The organism is Dietzia sp. CQ4, assembly GCF_014145125.1.
GTDB lineage: Bacteria > Actinomycetota > Actinomycetes > Mycobacteriales > Mycobacteriaceae > Dietzia > Dietzia natronolimnaea.
Window position 1 is genome coordinate 1 of record NZ_JAALDZ010000053.1, and the last position, 3,126, is coordinate 3,126.

A 3,126-nucleotide genomic window follows, 5' to 3' on the forward strand; every position below is an offset into this window, starting at 1 on the left:
CGGGGGCGACCTCTCCTCGTGCACCTTCACCTTCGACTTCGGCGCGGTCCCCTCCGGGGCGCCCTTCTATCTGATCGAGATCCCCGGGCGCGGGCAGCTCACCTACACCGAGGACGAACTGCGCGCGGGCGTGGACATCACGCTCGGTCGGTGACGACCGGATCCGCCACGCCGGGACCCGCTGGCCCGGTCGTGCCCACCTGGCCCCGGTGACCCGTTGACCCGGCGAACCCGGCTCCGTACACTCCGAAATGCCAACCGGACGCTTGTCCAGAAACGTTGTCCCCCGGGAGTCGCCGTGAACCGCCCGTCCGTCCTCACCCGCGCCGCCGGCGCCCTCGCGCTCGCGGCGGTCACCGCCCTCGGAGGAGTGGTCGCCACGCCGACGGTCTCCGCCGCGACCGCCGAATCCCCGTACGTGAACCCGGCCCCGGGTCTGCGCAACGTCCTGTGGGTGGGCAACAACTGGGAGGGCACCGCGGACGCCGTGCAGCCGGACGGTGACTTCCACCGGATCGCACGGATCAACATCATCCCGGACCGCAACGAGCGACTCACCGAGATCTACCGCGACCCCGCCCGCCTCGCCCTGTACCTCGGCATCCGCCAGATGGTCGGCGAGGGACACGACCAGTACGTCGACGACATGTACTCGACCAAGGACGGTCGGCACCTCATCGTGTCCCGGCCCAGCTTCGCCGACGTGGTCTCGATCGACATCGTCACGGGCGAGATCGCGTGGCGGTTCCCCGTCCAGGGGTTCCGCTCCGACCACATGGCGGTGAGCCCGGACGGATCGCAGGTCGCGGTGAGCGCGTCGACCGCCAAACTCGTCCACGTCCTCGACACCGCCACCGGACGGGAGATCGGCACCTTCCCCTCGGGGGACAACGCCCACGAGAACGCCTACATCAAGGGCGGCACGCAGATCGTCAACGAGTCCATCGGCAACGTGTGGACGCCGCTCGACCAGCCGTGGGCCGACGTCACCAAGGGCGAGCGGGTGCTCCAGTTCGTCGACGCCGAGACGCTCCAGATCATCAAGCGCGTCGACCTGCGCGCCCGGCTCGCCGAGGCCGGCCGTCCCGAGTTGAGCATCGGGGTGCGCCCGATGACCTTCTCCCCGGACTACCGGTTCATGTACTTCCAGGTCTCGTTCTTCCACGGCTTCATCGAGTACGACATCGACGCCGACACGATCACCCGCATCGTGGACCTGCCCGTCACGCCCGCCGGCGACGTCCCCCGGGAGGCCCACCTGCTGGACTCCGGCCACCACGGCATCTCCATGAACCCCCAGGGCACCAGGATCTGCGTCGCGGGCACCATGAGCGACTACGCCACGGTGATCGACCGGGAGACCCTGCAGCACGGGCCGCTGGTCTCGACCGGCCTCAAGTCCTACTGGGTGACCACCGACCTCACCGGGGACTACTGCTTCGTGTCCTGGGCCAAGAGCGACACGGTCAGCGTGCTGTCCTTCGAGACCGGCGAGGAGGTGGCCCGGATCCCCGTCGGGTACCACCCCCAGCGAATGAGGATCGGCGTGGCCCCGCAGGACTGGGGCGGCAACCCGGTGCCGCTCCCCGCTCCGGGAAACCCCCTGCCCGTGTTCTCCTGACCGCCGGGTCCGGCGCCGGCGGCTATCCTGGGGCACCGGCGGACGCCGACGGCAGGTAGCGAGGAGGCGCGGAGGTGGTGAGGATCCCAGGGGAGGACGACGACGCCTTCTCCCGCGCCACGGACGTCGAGCGCCTCGTGTCGGACATCGACCTCTCGCCGTATCTCGGCAGGGCCGCCGACCCCACGACCACGCCGCTGCCGGACCCCGTCCCGGTCTCCACGGCCACTCCCCCGCTGTTGGCCCTCCGCGACCTCCTCGCCGACCCTCGCTTCATCGGGTTGTTCGCCCGTGCCCTGCGCGAGGCCGACCCGGATTTCCGCGAACTGTTCCCCCGCGACGCCTCCGGGGTGCTCGGCGAGTTCGTCCGCGCGATGACGTGGGCGCTCGAGACCGTCGAGGACGCCCGGGGGGACGAGGCCGAGGTCGCCCAGGTGGTGGAGTTCGCCCGCCACCTGGGCGCCGACCACCGCAAACTCGAACTCTCCGCCCGCCACCACCAGCGCTTCGGCGAGGCCCTCGCCAGTACTCTCCGCCACCTGGCCGGCCGCGGCTGGGATGACCGGCTGTCCACCACGCTGGGCACCGCGTACCGGGCACTGTCGACCGCGCTCCAGGAGGGCGCGGCCGCCGGGCAGGGGCCCGCGAGGGTCGGCGCCACCGTCGTCGAGGTCCTCCGGCCGACCCGCGACGTGGCGGTGGTCAGGCTGATCACCGACGTGATGGTGGACTACCACCCGGGCCAGTACCTCAGCGTCCTGACGCCGTACACGCCGGGCGTGTGGCGCCGGTTCAGCCCGTCGATCCCGGCCAACCCGGCCGGCCAGATCGAGTTCCACGTCCGCGACGTCCCCGGTGGCGCGCTCAGCGGATCGCTGGTCCGGGGTGTCGGGGTGGGCGACCGGTGGGTCCTGGCGAGGCCCCTCGGGCTGCTCGAGGTGGACCGCACCGAACCCGTCCGCGACGTGCTGATGGTGGCCGGCGGCACCGGCATCGCCCCGCTGCGCTGCCTGCTGCTGGACATGATGCGCCACGGATTCAACCCGCGCGTACACCTGTTCTACGGCGCGCGGCACCCCGGCGACCTCTACGATCTGCCGACACTCATCGACCTCGCGGCCACAGCTCCGTGGCTCACCATCCAGCCGGTCTCCGAGGAGGACACCGACCCGTGGTGGGCCGGCGCGCGGCAGGACCTGCCCCGCACGCTGCACCGGCGTCAGACGGGGACGTTGGTGGACGTGGTGACCGGCTGGGGTTCGTGGGCCGATCGCCAGGTGCTGCTGGCCGGGTCGCCGGAGATGCTGCGCGCCACCGTCCGCGGGATGGTCGCGGTCGGGACCCCCCGCGAGAACATCAGGTACGACCGGCCCTGACCCGCTGACGGGCCGACCCGGGGGTCAGGACTCCTCCGGGTCCCCCTCGGCGCGGTCGCCGCCGTCCTCCGCGGTTTCCTCACCCGCGGCCGCGCCCTCCTCGACCCCACCGGCGCCCGGGTCCCCGGG

The 3,126-nt window shown here is 71.9% G+C and carries 2 protein-coding genes; both read left to right on the forward strand.

The genetic code is table 11. The annotated features are described in order from the left end of the window. The first annotated feature begins 298 nt into the window (after positions 1-298). Positions 299-1,621 (forward strand): YncE family protein, encoded by a 1,323-nt coding sequence (locus tag G6031_RS03945; RefSeq protein ID WP_206682131.1) that lies wholly within the window; start codon positions 299-301, stop codon positions 1,619-1,621. Between the two features lie 74 nt (positions 1,622-1,695). Beyond that, the gene (locus tag G6031_RS18790; protein WP_182652505.1) at positions 1,696-2,997 is read left to right on the forward strand and encodes an FAD-binding oxidoreductase; all 1,302 of its coding nucleotides are present in this window, start codon (positions 1,696-1,698) and stop codon (positions 2,995-2,997) included. The last annotated feature ends 129 nt before the right edge of the window (positions 2,998-3,126 follow it).